Consider the following 21,722-nt stretch of genomic DNA (forward strand, 5'->3'; position numbering starts at 1 on the left):
ATGGCTGATCTTGATCCGGGCCGCCGCTATAGATTGAATGGCGCCTCAGATATCGCCGTATCCTTTGAGTTTTTTCCGCCTAAGTCGGAAAAGATGGAGCAGACTCTCTGGAACTCCATTGAGCGTCTTGCCCCTTTGCAGCCTGACTTTGTCTCGGTGACCTATGGTGCTGGCGGCTCTACCCGTGAGCGCACGCACTCCACTGTTGAGCGGCTTGTGCAAGAGACCAACCTGAAACCGGCAGCGCACCTGACTTGCGTGGACGCCACCAAGGCAGACGTGGATGAGGTCATCCGCGCCTATTGGGATGCGGGTGTGCGCCACATCGTGGCCTTGCGCGGGGACCCGGCAGCAGGTGTGGGCGAGAAGTATGTGCCCCATCCTGAAGGGTATCAGAACACGGCTGATCTGGTCGCCAGCATCAAGCGCATCGGTGATTTTGAAGTCTCGGTTTCGGCTTATCCGGAACGACATCCGGAAAGTCCCAGCTGGGAGGTAGAGATGGATGTCTTGAAAGCCAAAGTGGATGCCGGTGCCACGCGCGCCATGACCCAATTCTTCTTCAACAACGACGATTACCTTCGGTATGTAGACCGTGTGCGTGCAGCAGGTATCGACATTCCAATCGTGCCGGGCATTGTGCCGGTGACGAGCTTCAAGGGTATTTCCGGCTTTGCATCCAAGACAGGTGCGTCTGTTCCGCAATGGCTGGCCCGCCGCTTTGAGGGCTTGGATGATGATCCCAAGACCCGAGAGCTGGTGGCGGCGGCTGTAGCTGCCGAGCAGGTGCTTGATTTGGTCGATCATGGTGTTAGTGAGTTCCACTTCTACACCATGAACAAGGCAGATCTTGTCTACGCCATTTGCCATATGCTGGGTTTGCGTGATGCAACCCAATCGTCCCAATCTACTGCGTTTGCCGCGGCCTGATATTACGAAGAAACCAGAAAAGCAGATAGAATGAGCATTTCCGCCAGTCCCAAAAAATCCGATGTGTTCAAGACACTGAGTGACGCTGCCAAAGAACGTATTCTGGTTCTTGATGGCGCGATGGGAACCATGATTCAGGCCTTGAAGCTGGATGAAGACGGCTATCGCGGGGAACGGTTCAAGCAGTGGCACATGCCGCTGCAGGGGAACAACGACATGTTGGTCCTCACCCAGCCGGATGCCATCCGCAAGATTCACTTCCAGTACCTGGAAGCTGGTGCGGACATTGTTGAAACCAACACGTTTTCCTCCACCAGCATCGCGCAGGCCGACTACGGCATGGAAGAGTTCGTTTATGAACTCAACAAAGAAGGGGCGCGGCTTGCAAAAGAAGCTTGCGAGCAGATGCTGGCCATTGACCCTTCTCGCCCGCGCTTCGTCGCAGGCGGCCTTGGTCCGACCAACCGGACGGCCTCGATCTCGCCAGACGTGAACAACCCGGGTTTTCGTGGGGTGACCTTCGATGAGCTGCGTATTGCCTATGCGGAGGCGGTGCGCGGCCTGATGGATGGCGGCTGCGATCTCATTCTTGTCGAGACGATCTTCGACACATTGAACGCCAAGGCGGCGCTGTTTGCCATCGATGAGGTCTTTGAAGAGAAGGGCGTGGCGCTGCCTGTGATGGTGTCCGGAACAATCACCGACCTTTCCGGACGTACACTCTCTGGTCAGACCCCGGAAGCATTCTGGAACTCCATTCGGCACGCGCGTCCGTTTACCGTGGGCTTGAACTGTGCGCTAGGCGCCAAGGAGATGCGCGCTCACGTGAGTGAAATCTCCCGTGTTGCAGACACTCTGGTGTGCGCCTACCCAAACGCGGGCCTGCCAAACGAGTTTGGCGAGTATGATGAAAGCCCGGAATACATGGCGAGCTTGCTCAAGGAGTGGGCTGAATCCGGCTTGATCAACGTGGTGGGGGGGTGCTGCGGGACCACACCTGCGCACATCAATGCGGTGTATGAGGCGGTGAAGAACATTGCCCCGCGCACAGTGCCGGAAGTTGATCGCTTGATGCGCCTCTCGGGCCTCGAGCCCTTCACGCTGACCAAGGAAGTGAACTTCGTCAACGTAGGTGAGCGCACCAACGTGACCGGTTCAGCCCGGTTCCGCAAGCTCATCAAGAATGGGGATTACGCGACCGCTTTGGATGTTGCGCGCAGCCAAGTGGAAAACGGCGCGCAGATCATCGACATCAACATGGATGAAGGCCTGCTCGATAGTGAGGAGGCGATGGTCACCTTCCTCAACCTGCTGGCGGCGGAACCGGATATCGCCCGCGTGCCGATCATGATCGACAGCTCCAAGTGGACCGTGATTGAGGCGGGCTTGAAATGTGTTCAGGGCAAGCCGGTGGTGAACTCCATCTCCCTCAAGGAGGGGGAAGAAGCCTTCCTTGAACATGCCCAGTTGGTCCGGCGTTACGGTGCGGCTGTGGTGATCATGGCCTTTGATGAGACCGGGCAGGCCGATACCTTTGAGCGAAAGATCGAGATTTGTAAGCGCAGCTATGACACGCTCGTAGAGAAGCTGGACTTCCCGCCGGAAGACATCATCTTTGACCCGAACATCTTTGCGGTTGCCACAGGTATTGAGGAGCACAACAACTACGGCAACGACTTTATCAACGCGACCAAATGGATCTCTGAGAACCTGCCGCACGCTCACATCTCTGGCGGCGTGTCCAACCTGTCGTTCTCGTTCCGCGGCAATGAGCCTGTCCGTGAGGCCATGCACTCCGTGTTCCTGTACCACGCCATTCAGGTTGGTATGGACATGGGCATTGTGAACGCTGGTCAGCTGGCTGTTTACGACAACCTGCCGGAGCAGCTGCGTGAACTCTGCGAAGATGTGGTGCTGAACCGCCGCGACGATTCCACGGATCGCCTGCTGGAAGTGGCCGACACGTTCAAAGGCAGTGGCGGCAAGAAGCGCGAAGTCGACCTGACCTGGCGTGAAGGCCCCGTGGAAAAGCGGCTCGAGCACTCGTTGGTTCACGGCATCACCGATTACATTGTCGAAGACACCGAGGAAGCGCGGTTGAATGCCAAGCGCCCACTTCACGTGATTGAAGGTCCGTTGATGGACGGCATGAACGTTGTGGGTGATCTGTTCGGCGCGGGCAAGATGTTCCTGCCGCAGGTGGTGAAATCCGCCCGTGTGATGAAGGCCGCTGTTGCCCATCTTATGCCGTTCCTTGAAGAGGAAAAGCGGCTGCTTGGCCTTGATGAGAAATCGGCCAATGGCAAAATTCTCATGGCAACGGTTAAGGGCGATGTGCATGATATCGGCAAGAATATCGTCGGTGTTGTGCTGCAGTGTAACAACTTCGAAGTGATCGACCTAGGTGTGATGGTGCCGACCTCAAAGATCATCGAGAAGGCCAAGGAGCATGAGGTGGACATCATCGGTTTGTCCGGCCTGATCACGCCTTCCTTGGATGAGATGTGCCATGTGGCCAGCGAAATGGAGCGTGAAGGCCTTGATATGCCGTTGCTTATTGGCGGCGCGACCACGTCGCGTGTTCATACGGCGGTGAAGATCCATCCAAATTACAATCGCGGTCAGGCGATCTATGTGACTGATGCAGGCCGTGCCGTTGGTGTGGCCTCGCGCCTGATGGCAGAGGGACAGCGGGATCCATACTATACGGAGATCCGCGAAGAGTATGAGAAGATCGCCGATGGACATGCGCGCTCGCGGAACCAGAAGGCGCGCACCACGCTGGCTGAAGCTCAGGCAAACGCCTACAAGCCGACTTTTGAAAACCACCGTCCGGTGAAGCCGTCGTTCCTTGGCACCAAGACCATCGAGAACTTCCCACTGGAAGAACTGGTCCCATACATCGACTGGACGCCATTCTTCATGACATGGGAGATCAAGGGCACCTATCCCTCGGTCCTGACTGATGATCGATACGGTCCGGCGGCCCAGGCGCTCTACAACGATGCTCAGGAGATGCTCAAGGAGATCGTGGAGAAGAAGCTGTTGCAGGCCAATGGTGTGGTAGGTTTTTGGCCGTGCAGCCGTGAGGGTGACGATATCATCGTCTATGAAGACGAGAGCCGCGAGAAGGAGCTGTCACGCTTCTTCACCATCCGCCAGCAGATGTCTCGGACCAGCTCCGACCGCAAGAATTTGGCGCTTGCCGACTTTATCGCGCCGGCCGAGCTGGGTATCGACGATTATATTGGCGGGTTTGCGGTGACCTCTGGCCACGGCGAAGAAAAGCTGGCCGAGTATTACGCCTCACAAGGGGACGACTACAACAAGATCCTCAGCCAAGCGCTGGCGGACCGCCTTGCCGAAGCTTTCGCCGAGAAGATGCACCAGATGGTGCGGACCGAGTTCTGGGGCTACGCTCCTGATGAGGCGCTGAGCAACGAGGAGCTGATTGGCGAGAAGTATGACGGCATTCGTCCTGCGCCGGGCTATCCTGCTCAGCCAGACCATACCGAGAAGGAGACGCTGTTCAAGCTGCTCGATGCCACGAACCAAACCGGGATCACGCTGACTGAGAGCTTTGCCATGTGGCCGGGCTCTGCGGTATCGGGTCTCTATTTCTCCCATCCGGAGAGCCATTACTTTGGTGTTGGCAAGATCGAAGAGGATCAGGTGATCGACTACGCGCGGCGCAAGGGCTGGGACCTGGAGACCGCCGAGCGCTGGCTTGCGCCGATCCTGAACTACATTCCAGCACGGCGAGAAGCCGCAGAATAGCGCCGTTTTAGGCCTCACATTCGACGGCATCAAGAGGGTGGTCCTGCGGGGCCACCCTCTTTGTTTGTCTAGCAACTTCTTCTCAGTTGCTGAATGCACTGTTCACAATAACTGCTCTAATCATTCTGAAATTTGTGCGTATGTTAACTCTCGAAACGAACAAGGGACGCCTTGGACAGGCGAGAGAAAACAATGGCTGACACACTGAAAATCCTCTCTGTAGAGTCTTCTGCACAGACTGCTGGTTCTGTTACTCGCAAGCTTTCCAAGCAGTTGATCGAAACTCTTTCCGGGAAAAATGGCGGTGCTGAAGTAGTGGTGCGTGACTTGAACCAACCACTCGAGTTCATCGACGAAACATGGGTAGGGGCGAACTACACGGCTCCCGAGCAGCGCTCTGAAGAGCAAAAGGCCCGTTTGGCGCTTTCCGACAAGCTGGTAGCTGAGTTGCAGGCTGCTGATGTGATTGTCATCGGCTCCCCAATCTACAACTTCTCGGTTCCTGCCACGCTCAAGGCATGGATCGATCTGGTTGCCCGCGCTGGCGTGACCTTCCGCTACACAGAAGCTGGCCCAGAAGGCCTCTTGAAAGGCAAGAAGGCATACGTTCTGGTCGCCTCTGGTGGTGTGCCATTGGGCTCTGACTTTGATTACAACAGCCCATACATCCGCCAGTTCCTTGGCTTCATCGGCATCACAGATGTTGAGTTCATTGCGGCGGACGGTCTGATGACCAAGGGCGATGAGGCTGTCTCTGCGGCTGAAGCAGCCATCAAGGCTGTTGCCTAAGCCGCTCTGGCGCAAAGCAAACAAAAAAAGGCGGTCCCAAGTGGGCCGCCTTTTTTGTTTCAAACGAGTGCCTCAGGCTATGAAGCCTTGAGCATTTACAAGGGCTTTACTCGATCACACAATTCCCAGGATGATGGCTCCCAGAAACAGGAAAGTGAGAGAAATAGCGGCGATGTTGATGCTCTGACTGACGCTCACGTTTTTGCCTCCCATCGGCTGTTTGTCCGTGAACTCTATGTGACAATGCGGAGAGGGCAAAGCAAAAATATTACAGGTGAGACAAAAAAAGCAGAAAACTGTGCCGTAGCCCGACGAAAAAAACCGGTGAGATTGGATTGTTTTAATTCTAAACAGCGGTGCGAAATCGCCATTAATCAAAAGGTTAGTGGGCTTTCGTCGAGCTCGATTTCTCAAGGTTGACCGAAGAATGCGGCAGGGTGTCGCAATTTTGCAAATTTGAAAGCGCTCCCTGAATTATCTCAGGGGAATTTTTACGGTTTGTGAAGAATCGGGGATACGGGACTGCAGGTTTATTGAATGCAAAAAGGCCCCGCCGGGGGAGTGCGGGGCAAGTTTGCAGAAGGTCAGGAACTGAAGCTTACTGGCAGAAGCGGGTTGCCCCTGAGTAAGCTGTAAAGGTACCGGTGCTGGGGTTGAAGCTGCGGTACTTGGATGCGCAATAGGAATACCATTCGGAAGTCCAAGGCTGCGGGCGGTAAGTGTGCACCGGTGCGCGGTATACTGGCTGCGGCGGATGATATGCCGGCGGAGGTGCAACATGGCGGGGCTGGTTGGCGGCCCCTGCGATGATTGCGCCTGCGGCCAGACCAATCACGCCGATGGCCAGTGCTTCACCGCCGCTAATGCCCTTGCGCTTGTGATGGTGGTGGTGATGGTGCACGTGCTTGCGGCCATGATGGCGACCGTAGTGACGGCCGTGGTGACGACCACCAACCTTGATGATTTCTTCCTGATAGGTGCTCTTGTAAACGGTACGCTGATACTGCCCTGCTTGAGCTATTGTTGGTACCATCAGGCTGCCTGCCAATACGATGGAAAGGATGCGACCTGCGATTTTCATTGGGCTCTCCGTTCAAACCGAACTCGTTTCTGTTGAGACCCAATTAATCAAAGTGCCGCTTAACCATCCCTGAGAGGGGCGTTCATATTCCATTCATGTTTGATGTGAGGTCTAAAGGCAAATTATTTCAATGGGTTAATTCAGATGAATTGCTGATCTTTTTTGTTAATGCGGTCAGAATCATGAAGATTGGCTTGCTGCTATATATATGAGTATTGTATTCAGGTTTATCTGCAGGGGACGGGGAGTCAAAGCGCCATGACGAAAAAGAATGAGGTAATCCGCGAGACCGATAATGAAGCCCGGCGGTTGGCGCAAACGCTGGTGCGCACTGCCCGGTTTGGCGCGCTTGCCTTGTTGGACAAGGCCTCTGGTGGTCCGGGGATAAGTCGCGTTGGCGTCTGCGCAGATGTAGGCGGTGCGCCTTACATTCTGACCTCTACCTTGTCTGCTCACACGCAGAACCTTGCTGCCAATCCGGTGGGGGCATTGCTGCTTGGTGAACCGGGGAAGGGCGATCCATTGGCTCATCCGCGCATCAGTGTGTCCGGGCGCTTTGCCCAAGTGGATCGTGGCAGCGAGCTGCATCATTTGCTGCGGGCGCGTTACCTTTTGCGGCACCCCAAAGCCGAGCTGTATGTGGACTTCGCTGATTTTGCGTTCTTTTGCATGAAAGTCGAAGGTTCTGCATTGAACGGTGGTTTTGGTAAGGCTTATGAGCTGGGTGCAGAGGATCTTCTGGAGGACACTACCATACTGCACGGATTTGGCGAGCAGGATGCCGCTGCAACCCGCCACATGAACGAGGACCATCGGGATGCGGTGGGTCTTTATGCCACTCGGCTCTGCGGGCAGGCGGAAGGGCCATGGCGACTGGCCGGCATTGACCCGTCCGGCATGGATCTGGCGCTTGGCGAGCGTGTGGTCCGATATTGGTTTGATGAGCCGATTTCAGCTGATGAGGTAAAATCAACCCTGATCACGCTGGTGCAAAAGGCGCGGGCCACAGAGTGAGCGCGGCCCGGCATCCGGTCCTCAACCGGCGGGGAAGTAGGTGATCGGGTCCTCAGGCTTCCATGGCTTCCACTTGGTGCCGAAGACCTGTGCAAATTCCGGGGTGGCCATGCGATCTTCCAGCCACTGTTGCACCCGCTTGGGGGCGGAGATGGTGAACCGCTCCTTGTCAGCGTTGCAGAACTGGCGCACGAACGGGAACAAGGCTTGATCGGCCAGCGCTGGCCTGCTGCCAAACAGGTAGCTGTTTGCTTCCAGCCGCTGTTCCAACTTGCCAAGCTCCTGAATGGCAGCGGCATAATGAGTGTCTGGATCTGCGCCTTCATAGCGGGTTGCATATTTGTAGCGGTCCAGGTGGTGCTTGAACGGGCCGTCCATCTCCGCAATCAGGGCCAGCATTTCGTCCAGCGCCCCTTCCTCCGGCGTCAACCAGCCCTGCGGGTCGTTGCGGCGCAGCGCCCACAGCATGATGTCGAGGCTTTCCTCGATCACCGTGCCGTCTGCCAGTTGCATGACGGGTACAGTTCCTTTTGGCGAAATCTCCAACATGTGGGCAGGTTTGTCCCGCAGAACGATTTCGCGCAGCTGGCAGGTGGTGTTGCTGGCAACCAGCGCCAAACGGGCGCGCATGGCATAAGGGCAGCGGCGGAAAGAATAAAGAAGGGGCTCGCTCGGCATCACTCAGATTGGCTTTTGGATGCGGCGCTGATTACGCCGCTTTCATGGGTTCTGTGGCTTCCTGTCTGTCATAGGTACGTAATTCACCTTCCGCATTCAAGAAGGCTTCAATGTGGGGCTGCAAGCTTGGGGATTGTTCGTTCATGCCGATTTCCTCCATGAGCTGCGCCATGGGCACAAACTTGCGGGCGTCGCGGTCGTAAAGACCGACGCGCACCAAAGCACTAGCCGCCAGAATGCCTTTCTTGGGGCCGCTGCGGAACCGAAACCGCTGCTCGATGACGCTGGTTTCCTCATTCCAGTATACGATGCGGCTTTCCAGCGTGAATGGCTCGAACAGCCGGATTTCCTTGCGAAACCTGATCTTGGCCCCTGAGACCACTGGCATCCACTTGTGACGCATGACCGCTTTCCAAAGGCCGGTACGCACCATGAGGTCGAGGCGGCCCAGATCCATGAAGGTGAGGTACTGGCCGTTGTTGAGATGCACATTGGTGTCGATGTCTGACAGGTGAACGCGGTAGTTCAGGGTGGAAAGGTCCGTGCCGGACTTCAACCGCGGACGAAACGGCGTGAGGAGGAAGAAGAGGACGAGGCGAAACCAGAGGCGCATGGCGATACTTTATTTTTCAAAGTTCTAGGGAGGATTGATCCGCATTTGTGGCATGCACACACCGCTTTCACAAGCGGCCTCTTGGTCTGAGTTTCTGCCGAGTGTGGTGGCAGGCTGGTTGTGCCGCGCCGTTGCGCCCTGCCAGACAAAGGCCTGGGTTGTTGCGCTTTGAGCTGCGCGTGCCGCCCGCCGAGCTCCCTGAATTTTGAGGGCAGGGATGTCAGGGAAGCGTCATTTGCTGGTCCTAGTGTAAGGCTAGATGGCAGATGGGGGGCGTGATGCAAAGCTTCAAACTGACCAGCTGGAACATTGAGAATGCCGACAAGTTGTTGGACGCGGTTGTTTCCGAAGACGAAAGTGTCAAGCGAAAAGCCTTGGTGCGGCTTGACGCGATCCGCGAAGAGATCTCGGAAATTGATGCGGATGTGCTGCAAATCTGCGAGGGGCCAAATGGCGAAGCGCGGGCACACGCGTTTTTTGACAAGGTGGCGCCGGACTATACGCTGGTGGTGCGGGGAACAGAAGATGCCAACGCCTACGGCATAAAGGGGGCTGAAGGCCCATTTGGGCGGCAGTGGATCTGGTTCCTGATCAAGCAGGGCACGCCCATCTCCGGCCGTTTGCTGCATATTGATGCTTGGCAACAAATGACTGAGGCCAACTCTGGCGGTGCGCATAAAGAGGGGAAATGGGCCATCTCCTATCCGCGTCTTGTAGAGGATGAACTGCACTTCGACATTGAGAACCAGCACAGCTACTGGCGCCACCCGCAGGTGCTGCTCTTGGAGGTTGATGGTCACTTTTGCGAGGTGATCGGTCTGCACCTGAAGAGCAAGCACACCGGCACGGCCATTGAAGGGGATGTGAATGACGCCGCCTTCTTTGAAGATCACCCCAAGCTGGTAGCAGAGCTGATCAAGGACCGCACCAAGATCTCTACCGAGTGCGTTGATGTACGCCACTACATTGAGCAGCGTTTTGAGGCGGATGCGAGTGCCCCCATCATCATTACCGGGGACCTGAACGATGGGCCGGGCAAGGAGCGGATCGAGCAGCGCTTCATGTATCACGACCTGTTGGGCGCCCTGCAGGGCGATGTGTTTTTCGCCCGGCGTTTCTTGAACCATGCCTTGTTCGATGTGGAAGAGGATGAGCGCTGGTCGGTCCATTTTCAAGACAAGCTCGACCCCGGTCGGAACCCACATATCTTGCTGGACCACATTCTCTTCACGCAGAGCTTTACCGGCAATCCGAGGGTGGTGCCCTTCGCCTTCAAGGCCACGCGTGGGGGCGGCAAGGTGGAGCACGAGGTCCATCACCGGGTGACCGGACAGCGGCCCAAATATGCCATGACAAGCGACCATCGCCCGATCTCCATGGTGTTTGAACGCCGATAGCGGTGCTTTTTGTGCCTGCGCCCGATGTGCTTCGGGCGTTCCGTAAATTTTTTAGATGGCACAATTATTCGGTGATCTCTTGTAAGCGCCTGAGTGCTTCCCCATGTTCGCTGCGGTCTTAACATCAAGCGCAAGAGGCGCTTTTAAAAAGTCTTCGCAAAATGGTTATTCTTCAACTGGTCGGGGGGCTGGTGCTGCTGCTTGTGGGCGGCGAAGCACTGGTGCGCGGCAGTGTGGCTGTGGCCACCCGCCTTGGCGTTTCAAAACTCTTCATTGGCCTGACGCTTGTGGGCTTTGGCACCTCCATGCCGGAACTGGTCGCCAGCCTTCAGGGCGCGTTTGCCGGCTACCCCGGTGTTGCTGTTGGCAACATCGTGGGCAGCAACATCACCAATGTGCTGCTTATTTTGGGTACGTCTGCGCTCATCATGCCCATGGTGGTCAACAGGGAAGCGTTCCGCCGCGACGGGGCTGTTCTGGCGTTTGCCAGTCTTGTCTTGCTGGCTGTTGTGTTGAGTGGCGCCTTGTCTCGCCTTGCGGGGTTGGTGCTTGTTGGCCTGTTGCTGGCCTATACGATCTGCAGTTTCTGGGTGGAGCGGCGGGCGAAAACAGCCGCCAGCGCGGTGCATGAAGCTGAGGCGGACGAGCTGTCCGAGCCGCAGCTTTCTGTTGGCTGGGGCGCGGTTCTTTTCTTCGCTGGCGTAGGCGGCATTGTCTTTGGGGCGGATATGCTGGTCTCCTCCAGTGTGGATGTGGCAAAGCGCATTGGTGTTTCGGATGCGGTGATCGGCCTGACGTTGGTCGCCATTGGCACCTCCTTGCCGGAACTGGTGACATCGATTGTGGCGGCTGTGCGCGGACACAGCGATGTCGCCTTTGGCAACGTGATTGGCAGCAACATTTTCAATATCTTTGGCATTGGCGGGGTTACGGCGCTGGTCGTTCCAATTCCTGTGCCTGCAGAGATTGCCGGGCTCGATATCTGGGTGATGGTGGGCACCGTTGGGCTCATGGCGGTGGCCTGCATAACCGGGTGGCGGGTGAGCCGCCGGGAAGGTCTGTTCTTCCTTGCCTGTTACGGGGGCTACTTGGCGTTGCAATTGACGCCGGGCCTGCGTGCGGCTTTGGGCCTCGCCTGATAGTGTAGGGGGCGGCGGCCGGAGGGTCATGATTGGAGTATGCCTCCGCTTTCACCTAGCGAACCGATGGAGGTCATCCCGCACTTGATGCGGGATCCAGACGGTTGTTTGATTATTGCGGGGTGAGGGTTTGGGGCTCGCGATTGCTCACGCTTTTTGTGCTGGATCCCGGATCTGCGTTCAGCTGTTTGCTGCACTTGTCCGGGATGACGGTGAAGGGGAGGTGGGGCCAGTGTGCCTTGCCGGGATTTCTAGGCGGCTCGTGGGCCTTTCTGGGCTTCTATGGCGGTGAGTGGGTCTCACTGGGTATTCTTGGAGGCTGGTGCTGCCAGAGCGCCTTGAGTTCGCAGAGGCGGTTCTTTTTGTCAGCGCTAGAGTTTTTGGCGCGTCATGAGGCCGCTTTCGCTTGCCACCCCAACGGAGGTCATCCCGCACTTGATGCGGGATCCAGACGGTTGTTTGGTCGCAAGGGATAAGGGTTCTGTGCTCGCAGTTGCTCGCGCATTTTGCGCTGGATCCCGGATCTTCGTTTCGCTGTTCGCTCAACTTGTCCGGGATGACGGTAGAGGGGAGGGGAATGCCCGGAGTGTCTCCGGGCATTCATGACCTGTCGAGCCAATGGTTGCTAGGCCTTGCCCCAGCCGCCGCTGGTTGGGGTGATGACGGTGACGGCTTCGCCTGCTTCCAGTACTGTTTGGTCACAGCCCTTCAGCGTTTCGACGGTGCCGTTCAGGCGGCGGACTTGTGTGCTGCCAACCTGACCATTCTCGCCGCCTTCCATGCCTTTCGGCTCGATCGTCCGGTGCGAGGAGAGGATGGCGCAGTCCATTTTCTCCAAGAAGCGGATGGTGCGTTTGGTTCCATCGCCTGCATGCCACTTGCCCTTGCCGCCAGACCCTTTGCGGATGTGGAAGTCTTCCAGCAGCACCGGATAGCGGAACTCCAGAACTTCCGGATCCGTCAGGCGGGAGTTGGTCATGTGGACATGAACACCATCCGTGCCGTTGAAGCCGGGACCTGCCGGGGAGCCTGAACACAGTGTCTCATAATACTGATAGGTCTCGTTGCCGAAGGTTAGGTTGTTCATGGAGCCTTGGGAGTTGGCCATGGCGCCAAGAGCGGCAAACAGCGCGTTGGTAACGTGCTGGGAGGTTTCCACGTTGCCTGCGACAACGGCAGCGGGATAAACCGGGCGCAGCATGCAGCCTTCCGGCAGGATGATGTTGATGGGGCGCAGGCACCCTGCGTTCATGGGGATGTGACCTTCCACCATGACGCGGAAGCAATAAAGCACGGCGGCGCGGGTCACCGGTTCGGGCGCGTTGAAGTTGTTCTCCTTCATGGCACTGGTGCCGGTAAAGTCGACGGTGGCTTCACGCTTTTCCTTGTCGACGGTGATCTTGACCTTGATGACTGCGCCCTGGTCGGTCGGGTACTCGTAGGCGCTGTCTGACAGGGCCTCGATGACGCGGCGCACGCTTTCTTCGGCGTTGTCCTGAACGTGGCCCATATAGGCCTGAACGGTTTCAAGACCGAAGTGGGTGGTCATCTTGCGCAGCTCTTGAACGCCCTTCTCGTTGGCGGCGATCTGCGCCTTCAGGTCCGCCACGTTCTGGTGCACGTTGCGCACCGGATACGGGTGTTCCGTCAAGAGCTTGACCAGCGCGTCTTCCTGGAACGTGCCCTGATCGACCAGCTTGAAGTTGTCGATGAGGACACCCTCTTCATCCACCTTGGTGGCCAGCGGGGTCATGGAGCCGGGGGCGGAGCCGCCTACATCGGCATGGTGACCACGGGAGGCGGCCCAGAACAGAATCTCCTTGCCTTTCTCATCAAAGACCGGGGAGACCACAGTGATGTCCGGCAAGTGGGTGCCGCCATTATAGGGCGCGTTGAGGGCGAACACGTCACCCGGTTTGATCTGGCCGTTGTTGAGCTTGATCACGGCCTCGACAGAGCGGTCCATGGAGCCAAGGTGTACGGGCATGTGCGGGGCGTTGGCCACAAGCGCGCCGTTTTGGTCGAAGACAGCGCAGGAGAAATCCAGCCGCTCCTTGATGTTGACGGAGTAAGCGGTGTTTTGCAGGGTCACGCCCATCTGCTCGGCGATGGACATGAAAAGGTTGTTGAACACCTCCAGCATGACCGGATCGGCGGTGGTGCCGATGGCTTCCGTCTGGCGCAGCGGAACAACGCGGGTGAGGATGATGTGATCCTTTGCGTTGATGGCAGCTTGCCAGCCCGGCTCCACCACCACAGTGGCGTGGGGTTCCATGATCAGCGCCGGTCCGGAAATGGTCATGCCGGGAAGGAGAGCGTCGCGTTTGTAAACATTGGCCGCCTGCCAATCGCCATCGGAGAAGAAGCGGGTTGCCTCTGACGGTTCGGGAGAGTTGGAGGCAAGGGTGAGGTCCGGTTCGGTGAGGCCCGCGCCGCCGCCGACGGCCTCCACTTCCAGTGCCTCAACGACGATGCCCTTGTTCTCATAGGCAAAGCCGAACTGCTTTTTGTGCGCTTCGGTGAATTCGGCAATCATGCCATCGCGGTCGCCATCAAGCATGGCAACGGGCAAGGGGGTGTCGGTGCCATCGTAGCGCAGGTGGACACGTGGCAGCAGGGTGATTGCATCGGGTGCAACGCCTTGCCCTTCCACCTCGGCGCGCGCGTCTGCGGCAAGATCGTCTTTGAGCGCGGTGAGAGCGGCAAGCTGGTCGGTTTCAAGGGGCTTGACGACCGCCTTCTGACGGGTGGCGCGAATGTCGGCAAGGCCCATGCCGTAAGCGGACAGAATGCCGGAAAGGGGGTGAACGATCACCGTCTTCATGCCAAGGCTGTCGGCGACCAGACAGGCGGCCTGACCGCCCGCGCCGCCAAAGCAGGTGAGGGCGTACTCGGTGACGTCATAGCCACGCTGAACGGAGATCTTCTTGATGGCGTTGGCCATGTTCTCAACGGCGATCTTCTGGAAGCCTTCGGCTACCTGTTCGGCTGAAAGGCCATTGTCGATCTCCTTGGCAAGGGCGGCAAACGCGGCGCGAACCGCGCCTTCATCGAGCGCTTCGTTCTGATCGGGACCGAAGATCTTCGGGAAATAGGAGGCCTTGAGCTTCCCGGTCATGACGTTGGCGTCGGTGACGGTCAGCGGGCCGCCGCGTCGGTAGCACTTGGGGCCGGGGTTGGCACCAGCCGAATCTGGGCCGACCTGAAAGCGTCCATCCTTGTAGTGAAGGATGGAACCGCCGCCTGCGGCCACCGTGTGGATCATCATCATGGGCGCGCGCATGCGCACACCGGCCACTTCGGTTTCAAAGGCGCGTTCGTATTCCCCGTCGAAGTGGGAGACGTCGGTGGACGTGCCGCCCATGTCAAAGCCGATGACCTTTTCAAAGCCCGCCATTCGGGAGGTTTCCACCGCGCCTACAACACCGCCGGCCGGGCCGGAGAGAATGGCGTCCTTGCCCTGAAACAAGGAAGCGTCGGTGAGACCGCCGGAGGACTGCATGAACATAAGGCGGCAGTCTGTGTTTTGGATGTCCAGCTCGCCTGCGACCTGCTCCACATAGCGGCGCAGAATTGGCGAGAGATAAGCGTCCACCACGGTGGTGTCGCCGCGGCCCACCAGTTTCATCAGCGGGGAGACTTCGTGCGAAACGGAAATTTGCGGAAAGCCGACCTTCCTGGCGATTTCAGCAAACTGCTTCTCGTGCTCGGGGAATGCATAGGAATGCATGAGAACGATGGCGATGGAGCGAATGCCGTCGTCGAACGCGGCGCGCAGGTCTTTTTCGACCGCGGCAAGATCTGGCGCAACTTCAACGGTGCCATCGGCGCGCACACGCTCTGCTGCCTCGATCACCTGATCGTAGAGAAGTTCCGGCTTGATGATTTCCTTGGCGAAAATGTCCGGGCGGGCCTGATAGCCGATTTCCAACGCATCGCGGAAACCTTGGGAGATGAGCAGCAGCGTGCGGTCGCCTTTGCGCTCAAGCAGCGCGTTGGTGGCAACTGTGGTGCCCATTTTCACGGTTGCGATGTTTTCGGAAGGAATGCGCTCGTTCTTGCCGATGCCCATAAGGTCGCGAATGCCCTGAATGGCGGCGTCCTTATAGGCCTCTGGATTTTCAGAGAGGACCTTGTGGGCCTGTAGTGTGCCGTCGGGCTTGCGCGCAACGATATCGGTAAAGGTGCCGCCACGGTCTATCCAGAAATCCCATTTGGCTGTCATGATCATCCCTCTGTCTATTTGGCTGCCGCGTTGAGCGGGCGGGTATGTATTTTCCGCAATGCTGACATTTTATCGATAAATTGTCGATGACTTTTTCGCGTTTTTTTGCGATCTGGCGAATTTTCGGCCTCAGGCCCTGTTGATTAGATGTGCTCGAAAATGACCAGAATGGAAGGATTTTTCTGATCCTTGGCAATTATCAGTATGACTGGTGCATTTGGTTTTGCAAAAGTTTCAAACAGGGGGTGGCGCCGGGAACTGGTATATCTAACAGTAGCTTGGCAGTTCATTTTAGCAGGCTAATCAATATTGATATTGATAATTTGTCGATAAATTGTTGCCGTATGTGTTTTTCCGGTCTACGCTGATCCGTAATTGCACTTGCATGAGAAGCCTGAAGACAGGTCCACAGGTGCAATGATTGGGGAAAATGCCGCTTCCAAGAGGAGAACATCATGCCGCACACCCGTTCGATCACCAAGGCTGGATTCCATCTGGCCGCTGTTGCTGCACTCGGCCTTATGGGGCTGACTTCGGCTTCCGCGCAGACCAAATGGGAAATGCCGACGCCGTATGGAGACAGCAACTTCCACACGCAGAACATTGCGGCGTTTGCAGATGAGGTTGCCGCAAAGACCGATGGGTCTTTGACGATCCAGATCCATTCTGCCGGGTCATTGTTCAAACATCCGGAAATCAAGAATGCCGTTCGAAAGGGGCTGGCCCCGATCGGTGAGGTGCTGGTTTCGCGTCTTTCCAACGAAGATGCCGTGTTTGGCGTGGATTCCGTCCCGTTCCTCGCGCCCTCCTATGATCAGGCGTGGGAGCTTTATCAGGCCTCCCGCTCTGCCATGGAGGAAAAGCTGGAAGAGCAGGGGCTTCAGCTGCTGTTTTCCGTGCCGTGGCCCCCGCAAGGTATCTTTGCCAAAACCGAGATCAGTGAGGGTTCCGACCTCAAAGGCCTGAAGTTCCGTGCCTACAATGCGGCGACCGAACGCATGGCGCAGCTGGCGGGTGCAGTACCAACTCAGGTGGAAGTGCCGGACATTCCGACCGCGTTCTCAACTGGCCGCGTTGAGGCGATGATCACCTCCCCATCAACGGGTGCCAACTCCAAGGCCTGGGACTTCCTGAGCCACTATCACGACACGCAGGCCTGGTTGCCGAAGAACATGGTGATCGTAAGCCAGCGCGCGTTTGACCGTCTGAGCGAAGCAGAACAGGTTGCGGTGCTGGAAGCGGCTGCGGCAGCAGAACAGCGCGGCTGGGAAGCGTCCAAGCAGGAAACAGCAGCCAAAACCGCAATCTTGCAGGATAACGGCATCACCGTTGTTGCGCCAAGTGAACAGCTCCTTAGTGATCTGGCCGTGATTGGCGAAACCATGACGGCCGAGTGGAAAGAGCAAGCCGGAGATGCCGGCGCGGCTATTCTGGACGCCTACAAAAATCAATAGGAAACGGCGCACCGAGCTTTTGGTTCGGTGCTTCCTTCTTCAGCATCTAGTCCGCTAGGGGGAACCGATGCGAAAGGCATTAAACGCGCTTTATCAGGCGTCAACGATCCTTGCTGCCTGCTGTTTGGTGGGGATTGCAACACTTGTCGTTCTTCAGGTCGGCGGACGGCTGATTGATGGAGGACGGTCGCTCATCGGGCTTGAGCCTCTTGGGTTGCTGGTGCCCTCTCTGGCCGAAATCGCAGGCTTCATGTTGGTGGGCGCGTCGTTTCTTGCGCTTGCCGGCACACTGCGCCGCGGCGACCACATTCGGGTGTCGATCTTGATTCAGGCGGTGCCAGCGAAAGTCGGGCGGTTTCTCGATGTGTGGGCACTGCTCGTTGGGTTTTGCCTTGCAACCTATTTTGCATGGCATGCAGGGCTGCTGGCCTATGACAGCTATGTCTATGACGAGGTGTCGTTCGGCATCATTCCCATTCCACTGGTTTATCCGCAAGCCGTGATGACATTTGGCATCGGCGTTCTTGCCATCGCGTTTCTGGATGATCTGGTAACCATGCTTTCCGGTGATGCGCCGAGCTTTGAGGCTGGCCATGCTGACGACATTGTAGAGGGGACGGAGTAATGGATCTTTCGTTCGTCGCGCTCTTTCTTGGCCTTGGCATGCTGGCCGCTCTTGCAACCGGGGTTTGGGTTGCTGCCTCCCTGTTTGGTGTTGCTTTGGTTACCATGATGGTGCTCGTTTCTGTACCGGCAGGCACCGTGATGGCGACCACTGTTTGGGGGGCGGCCAATTCATGGGATCTGACCGCGCTGCCCATGTTCATCTGGATGGGGGAGATCCTGTTCCGGTCGCGGTTGTCTGAGGACATGTTTGCCGGGCTGTCGCCGTGGATGCGCAATCTTCCGGGGCGGCTGTTGCACGTCAACATTCTTGGGTGCGGTATCTTTGCCGCTGTATCTGGTTCTTCAGCTGCCACAACGGCGACCATCGGCCGGATGTCTCTGCCGGAGCTGAGAGAGCGCGGCTATGATGAGCGCATTGCCATTGGAACGCTTGCCGGATCCGGAACGCTTGGCTTGCTGATCCCGCCCTCCATTATCCTGATCGTTTATGGGGCGGCGACGGAGCAGTCCATCGCCCGTCTGTTCATGGCCGGGGTGTTGCCCGGTGCCATGCTCTGCCTCTTGTTTATGGGATATGTGGCTTTCTGGGCCTTCATGAACCGGGACAAGATGCCTGAAAAAGAGGAGCGGGTGCCGCTTGGCGCGCGCCTGATGGCAACGCGCCGCCTGCTTCCGGTGGTTGGGCTGATCGTCGGTGTGATCGGTTCCATTTATGCTGGCCTTGCTTCGCCGACCGAAGCTGCGGCAATCGGGGTGGTCTTGTCTCTGCTCCTGTCTTGGGCGTCCGGCACCTTGAACCGGGAGAGCTTCACCAAAGCCTTGCTTGGAGCTACCCGCACTTCGTGCATGATTGCCTTCATTTTGGCGGGAGCGGCGTTCCTGACCGTGGCCATGGGTTACACCGGCATTCCTCGGGAACTGGCAGGCTGGATCGGCGGCATGGATCTGTCACCTTATGTGCTGCTGATTGCGCTCACTCTGTTCTTCGTTGTGCTTGGATGTTTTCTTGACGGGATTTCCGTTGTGGTTCTGACCACCTCCGTGATCCTGCCCATGGTTGAAAACGCCGGGTTGGACCTGATCTGGTTTGGCATCTACCTGGTGCTAGTGGTGGAAATGAGCCAGATTACACCGCCAGTGGGCTTTAATCTGTTCGTGCTTCAGGGCATGACGGGGCACAACATTTTCAAAGTTGCGCGGATGGCCCTGCCGTTCTTCATGCTGATGATTCTGGCAGTCTTCCTGATTGTTGCGTTTCCCGGGCTGGCACTTTGGCTGCCGGAAACCATGCTGAGCAACTGATGCAAAGGACCTGAACAATGACCGACACGCCTCGGAACCCGCTGGATAAATCTGTCGGCCCAGTCGTGTCGGCTGCCCATCTGGCCTCTGGCGAGATGCCCGCTCTCTCCGAGATCGAGTTTGCCGTGACCATGATGGTGCATGCCTATCAGCGTTGGATGGTGCGTTGTATGGCGGCCGCTGGTGTCGAGGGAATGTCGGCTCTGGATGTATTAATTCTGCATAGCGTCAATCACCGGGGGCGTTCAAAGTCCATGGCCGATCTTTGCCTGGTGCTGAACATTGAAGACACGCACACTGTCGCGTACGCCCTGAAAAAGCTGCAAAAGGCCGGCCTCATTGCCACCGGAAAGCGCGGCAAGGAAAAGACGGCGACCATCACCGAAAAAGGTGAGGAGATTTGCCAGCATTATAAGGAGCTGCGTGAAGCGTTGCTCATCAAGCCGATGAAAGAGCTGGGGCTGGATGAGGCGGAGTTGTCGCGTCTGGCAGCTACCTTGCGCTCTGTTTCCGGGCACTATGATCAGGCGGCACGCTCTGCAACCGCCATGTAGGTTTTCTAGGAACTGACCGGATGCTCGTGGCTTGAGAACGCGTTGTCCATGCGTCCCTCGCTGACGTTTTGAAGGCACTTGACGGCTGCGTATGGATTTTCCGGATCAATGACCCTGGGCTTGCCAAACAGGAACCCTTGAACCAGATCGCACCCGGCGGCCCGAAGGATCTTGCGCTGGGTGTCGTTCTCCACGCCCTCGGCGGTAATCAGCACATCAAGAGAGCGGCCCAAGCCAATGATGGAGGCGACGATGGCGTCTGTGTGGGCATCCTGACCGAGGTTGGTAATGAAGCTGCGGTCGATCTTGATCTTGTTGAATGGAAACTTGGAAAGATAGCTCAGGGATGAATAGCCGGTGCCGAAGTCATCCATGGCGATGGAAACGCCCATGTCGCTGATCCGTTTCAAGGATGCGACCACGTTTGAAGTGTCCTTCATGAGAAGGCTTTCCGTGATTTCGATTTCCAAACGCCTTGGGGGCAGACCGGCATCGCGCAGTGCGCTCTCGATCTTGTTTTCAATTTCGCCCGTTCGGAACTGGGAGGGAGAGAAGTTGACGGCCACCTTGAGGCTGGAATCGACCCAGCTGGCGGCGTCCTTGCACGCCTTGCGCAAGATGTATTCCCCCAACTCCTCGATGAGGCCGGTTTCTTCTGCCAATGGGATAAAGACATCTGGGGAGATCCAGCCCCGATCCTCATGTTGCCAGCGCAGCAGAGCCTCAAAGCCCTTCAGCTTCTTGTCGGAGAGGCTGACCTGCGCCTGATACTGAACCGAGAAGTTGTCGCAGGCCAGAGCCTTGCGCATCTCCGCTTCGAGCGCCTTACGGTACTGAAGCTCCTCATCCATGCTGGGGTGATACCAGGTATAGCCGTTACGCCCACCGGTCTTGGTGCGGTACAGGGCAAGGTCAGCACAATGAAGCAGCCGTGAACTGCGCCATGCCGCGTCGGAAGACTTGGCAATGCCCATGGAAAGCGAGATTTCCAAGTTCTTGCCGTCTACGTGGCAGGGTGCCTTGACGGCGGATACAAGGCGTTCAGCCAGCACCTCCACTTGCTTTTGGGAGGGGACTTCCTCGAGAAGGACTGCAAACTCATCGCCGGAAATACGGGCGACCAGATGATCATCAAACACAAGGCGGAGGCGGTCTGCGATCACCTGAAGGAACAGGTCTCCGGCGGCGTGGCCGTGGGTGTCGTTGATCTCTTTGAACTTGTCCACGTCGACAGCAATCACATAGACCTCGGCAAGCGTGACGTTGGACTTGCGCAGGGCCTTGGTCAGTTCTTCATTGAATACGGCGCGGTTTGGCAGGTGCGTCAGCGGATCGTTGTGGGCCAGAAAGCGAATGGTCTTGGTGGTTTGCCAGCGCTCTTTCAAAGAACGCCACAGGAAGGCGACGGCGGAAACGGCGAAAATCAGAACGATCAGGAAACCGCAGGCAGTTGCCGCGGCTACGGCCCGCACCACGGTTTGGTGGGTCACGGTGGGCTCTGCTTTCAAGACAAAGCTGTAAAGCACATCGCCGTTATGGCTGTAGGGCACGATCGCAGTGAACTCTGGTGTGCCGAACGTAAAAACCTCGAAGTTTCCAGCGAAGCTGATGAGGCCGGTGTCCTGCGCAGCGTGCCAAGCCTGCTTGAGCGCGTCGTCCTTCAACAGCTCAATGGCAGATTTCTGCGGCATCTGTGCCGGGAAGACCGACAGGACTTCGCCCTGATTGCTGACGCCGAGCAGCCAATGCACGGGGAACACCGAGGAAAGCTCGTCCGCCAGCAGCGGGGCCGTGGTGGCGTCCATTACGTGGTCATTGTTCAGCAAGCGCTCATGCCAGGACATTGTCTGGTCTTGGGTGCCCCGCAAACCGATTCCGGAAACCTCCTGTTGAGGCTGTAGCATGACATTTCGGGGCAGGATCAGTTCTTCGTTCTCTTCGATCTTGGTAATCAGGCGGTCGACGTTTTCTTGCGCCTCGGACCGGAAGGAGAAGTAAAGTACCGTTTTGTTAACTATAAAAAAGGCCGCTGCGAGAACTAGAAAGCCAATAAGAATGCAAAGAACATAATTGATGCGCTTGAATTGCGGCGACGCTTCCAAGAGAGACTCCATCTACGCGAGAGTCGAGGGTGGTTAACCC

Annotated in this window: 15 protein-coding genes; 10 read left to right on the forward strand and 5 right to left on the reverse strand. The window is 57.3% G+C overall.

Translation table 11 applies throughout. The features are described 5' to 3' along the window. From metF to Q3Y58_RS10565, 3 genes are all read left to right on the forward strand, one after another. Positions 1–930 carry a methylenetetrahydrofolate reductase [NAD(P)H] gene (gene metF, locus Q3Y58_RS10555; RefSeq protein ID WP_274218455.1) on the forward strand — a complete coding sequence of 310 codons (930 nt, stop codon included), beginning with the start codon at positions 1–3 and terminating at the stop codon, positions 928–930. A 30-nt stretch (positions 931–960) separates the two neighbouring features. Further along, the gene (metH, locus tag Q3Y58_RS10560) at positions 961–4,707 is read left to right on the forward strand and encodes a methionine synthase (RefSeq protein ID WP_319622197.1); all 3,747 of its coding nucleotides are present in this window, start codon (positions 961–963) and stop codon (positions 4,705–4,707) included. A gap of 192 nt (positions 4,708–4,899) precedes the next feature. Beyond that, positions 4,900–5,496 (forward strand): FMN-dependent NADH-azoreductase, encoded by a 597-nt coding sequence (locus tag Q3Y58_RS10565; protein ID WP_319622198.1) that lies wholly within the window; start codon positions 4,900–4,902, stop codon positions 5,494–5,496. Positions 5,497–6,094: 598 nt separating this feature from the next. Here the strand turns inward: Q3Y58_RS10565 and Q3Y58_RS10570 are convergent. Then, positions 6,095–6,577, reverse strand: coding sequence for a BA14K family protein (locus Q3Y58_RS10570; protein ID WP_274218458.1), 483 nt, complete (start codon positions 6,575–6,577; stop codon positions 6,095–6,097). A gap of 258 nt (positions 6,578–6,835) precedes the next feature. Between Q3Y58_RS10570 and Q3Y58_RS10575 the strand changes: the two genes are divergently transcribed. Then, entirely contained in the window at positions 6,836–7,591 is a 756-nt protein-coding gene (locus Q3Y58_RS10575) for a HugZ family pyridoxamine 5'-phosphate oxidase (RefSeq protein WP_319622199.1), read from the forward strand. Positions 7,592–7,612: 21 nt separating this feature from the next. On the opposite strand, the gene Q3Y58_RS10580 is transcribed toward Q3Y58_RS10575, so the two are convergent. Continuing rightward, the gene (locus Q3Y58_RS10580; RefSeq protein ID WP_319622200.1) at positions 7,613–8,269 is read right to left on the reverse strand and encodes a glutathione S-transferase; all 657 of its coding nucleotides are present in this window, start codon (positions 8,267–8,269) and stop codon (positions 7,613–7,615) included. A 31-nt stretch (positions 8,270–8,300) separates the two neighbouring features. Next, on the reverse strand, positions 8,301–8,882 hold the full coding sequence (locus tag Q3Y58_RS10585) for a thioesterase family protein (RefSeq protein WP_274218461.1): 582 nt from the start codon (positions 8,880–8,882) through the stop codon (positions 8,301–8,303). Positions 8,883–9,160: 278 nt separating this feature from the next. Between Q3Y58_RS10585 and Q3Y58_RS10590 the strand changes: the two genes are divergently transcribed. Further along, on the forward strand, positions 9,161–10,279 hold the full coding sequence (locus Q3Y58_RS10590; protein ID WP_319622201.1) for an endonuclease/exonuclease/phosphatase: 1,119 nt from the start codon (positions 9,161–9,163) through the stop codon (positions 10,277–10,279). Between the two features lie 161 nt (positions 10,280–10,440). Beyond that, on the forward strand, positions 10,441–11,418 hold the full coding sequence (locus tag Q3Y58_RS10595) for a calcium/sodium antiporter (protein ID WP_319622202.1): 978 nt from the start codon (positions 10,441–10,443) through the stop codon (positions 11,416–11,418). A gap of 625 nt (positions 11,419–12,043) precedes the next feature. Here the strand turns inward: Q3Y58_RS10595 and Q3Y58_RS10600 are convergent. Next, complete coding sequence (locus Q3Y58_RS10600) at positions 12,044–15,643, reverse strand: hydantoinase B/oxoprolinase family protein (RefSeq protein ID WP_319622203.1); 3,600 nt, start codon at positions 15,641–15,643, stop codon at positions 12,044–12,046. A 455-nt stretch (positions 15,644–16,098) separates the two neighbouring features. Here Q3Y58_RS10600 and Q3Y58_RS10605 point away from each other — a divergent pair, with 455 nt between their 5' ends. The 4 genes from Q3Y58_RS10605 to Q3Y58_RS10620 all read left to right on the forward strand — a co-directional run bounded on the left by Q3Y58_RS10605 (position 16,099) and on the right by Q3Y58_RS10620 (position 19,580). Further along, complete coding sequence (locus Q3Y58_RS10605; RefSeq protein ID WP_319622204.1) at positions 16,099–17,097, forward strand: TRAP transporter substrate-binding protein; 999 nt, start codon at positions 16,099–16,101, stop codon at positions 17,095–17,097. 67 nt (positions 17,098–17,164) lie between these two features. Continuing rightward, the gene (locus tag Q3Y58_RS10610) at positions 17,165–17,722 is read left to right on the forward strand and encodes a TRAP transporter small permease (RefSeq protein WP_274218466.1); all 558 of its coding nucleotides are present in this window, start codon (positions 17,165–17,167) and stop codon (positions 17,720–17,722) included. Then, positions 17,722–19,026 carry a TRAP transporter large permease gene (locus Q3Y58_RS10615; protein ID WP_319622205.1) on the forward strand — a complete coding sequence of 435 codons (1,305 nt, stop codon included), beginning with the start codon at positions 17,722–17,724 and terminating at the stop codon, positions 19,024–19,026. Before Q3Y58_RS10610 ends, Q3Y58_RS10615 begins: the two co-directional genes overlap by 1 nt. Before the next feature lie 17 nt (positions 19,027–19,043). Continuing rightward, the gene (locus Q3Y58_RS10620) at positions 19,044–19,580 is read left to right on the forward strand and encodes a winged helix DNA-binding protein (protein WP_274218468.1); all 537 of its coding nucleotides are present in this window, start codon (positions 19,044–19,046) and stop codon (positions 19,578–19,580) included. A 5-nt stretch (positions 19,581–19,585) separates the two neighbouring features. Here the strand turns inward: Q3Y58_RS10620 and Q3Y58_RS10625 are convergent, their stop codons facing one another. Beyond that, positions 19,586–21,682: a putative bifunctional diguanylate cyclase/phosphodiesterase gene (locus tag Q3Y58_RS10625; protein ID WP_319622206.1), complete on the reverse strand. Its 2,097-nt coding sequence runs from the start codon at positions 21,680–21,682 to the stop codon at positions 19,586–19,588. Positions 21,683–21,722: the final 40 nt, after the last annotated feature.

Origin of the sequence: Nesiotobacter zosterae, assembly GCF_033843645.1 — a bacterium.
In the GTDB taxonomy this organism is placed as follows: Bacteria; Pseudomonadota; Alphaproteobacteria; order Rhizobiales; family Stappiaceae; genus Pseudovibrio; species Pseudovibrio zosterae.